Here is a 1,369-nt window from a genome sequence, read left to right as displayed (position 1 = left end):
TAATATTTTTAAATGGATGAAAAATGACTGGATGATGTGTAAAAATCAAATCATAATTCTCTTTAATAGCTCTATTCAAACAAGTATCAGCTTGATCTAGAGAAATGAAAATCTTTTTTATTTCTTTATCTAGATTACCAAATTGTAGACCACTATTATCAAAATCTTCTTGAAGTTCTAATGGAACTAATTTTTCATACCAATTTATAAAATCTTTAAGCTTCAATTTTAATCAACACTTTCTCAAGTTCTTGTATTTCTTCATTGATATTATCAACAGCATTTTTAACATTGTCAGATTCTTTTTCTGAAATATTCGATAATATTGTTTTCTTATTATCTATCTGTTGTTTTATATATTGCTTCAAATTTTCAGATCTATTATCTATTAAAAATTCTCCAAATTCATACTCATATTCATTTAAGAATAATTGTTTACCGACTTTAATTTTTAATATTTGATAATATTTGTCATTTTCAAATAAATCAACTTCTTCGATAATTTCAAACGAATTATCATGTAAAAATTTTCTTAATACTGAAAGCGAATTATTTGCTCCTAAGATTAAGCAATTTGCACTTTTAGCTACATCGATATTTTTTCCAAGAATATCAGCGATTAAATTTCCTCCCATTCCTGAAATTATTATCGTGTCAACTTGATATTCATTCAAATCATCCAAACCATCAGATACATTTAGTATTATTTTTTCCGGTTCATCAAGATAATCTAATTTTTCTCTTAATTTATCTAATGATTTTTCGCTAATATCCGATGCGATCACTTTCTTTGCTTTATTTGACTTTATTAATTCATACGGAACAATTCCATGATCTGTTCCTATATCAGCAACTATTGAATTATCTTCTACTAAGTTAATTATTTCTTCAAGCCTACGTTTTTTCATTTTATTCCAAAAAATCCTTTAATTTTTGACTTCTAGATGGATGTTTTAATTTTCTCAAAGCTTTTGCTTCTATTTGTCTAATTCTTTCTCTAGTCACATCAAAGTCCTTGCCAACCTCTTCAAGTGTTCTAGGAGTACCATCAACAAGTCCAAATCTTAATGCTAATACTTTTCTTTCTCTTTCATTTAAAGTGTTTAAAATGCCTTCTAATTCTTCTCTAAGCATTGTAAAGTTTGCAGCTTCATCTGGAGCGATTGCAGTGTCATCCTCAATAAAATCTCCCAAATGACTGTCCTCTTCTTCACCAATAGGTGTTTCCAAACTTACAGGTTCTTGAGCAATTTTTCTGACTTCTCTAACCTTTTCTACTTCAATTCCCATTTCTTTTGCTATTTCTTCATTTGTAGGGTCTCTTCCCAAATCTTGTAATAATTGTCTTTCAATTCTAACAAGTCTATTA

3 protein-coding genes are annotated in these 1,369 nt (G+C 27.9%); all 3 read right to left on the bottom strand.

Annotated elements, in window-relative coordinates; translation table 11 throughout:
* On the bottom strand, positions 1-226 hold a 226-nt coding region (locus KHW44_RS09645; RefSeq protein WP_304068902.1), incomplete at its 3' end, for a Nif3-like dinuclear metal center hexameric protein.
* A complete protein-coding gene (locus KHW44_RS09640) occupies positions 216-908 on the bottom strand; it encodes a class I SAM-dependent methyltransferase (protein WP_304068900.1) in 693 nt (230 codons plus the stop codon). The genes KHW44_RS09640 and KHW44_RS09645, both read right to left, overlap by 11 nt.
* 1 nt (position 909) lies before the next feature.
* Positions 910-1,369: sigma-70 family RNA polymerase sigma factor (locus KHW44_RS09635; protein WP_304068898.1), on the bottom strand; the 460-nt coding region annotated here is incomplete at its 5' end.

It is taken from the genome of Finegoldia magna (assembly GCF_018371055.1).
Lineage (GTDB): Bacteria > Bacillota > Clostridia > Tissierellales > Peptoniphilaceae > Finegoldia > Finegoldia magna_I.
The sequence above is the reverse complement of the archived record's forward strand: the minus strand, read 5'-3'. Positions and strand labels throughout refer to the sequence as shown.

What these genes read in the sequence shown, in the direction of transcription:
- KHW44_RS09640 (WP_304068900.1), bottom strand. Translation starts at nt 908, where the DNA reads ATGAAAAAACGTAGGCTTGAAGAAATAATTAACTTAGTAGAAGATAAT.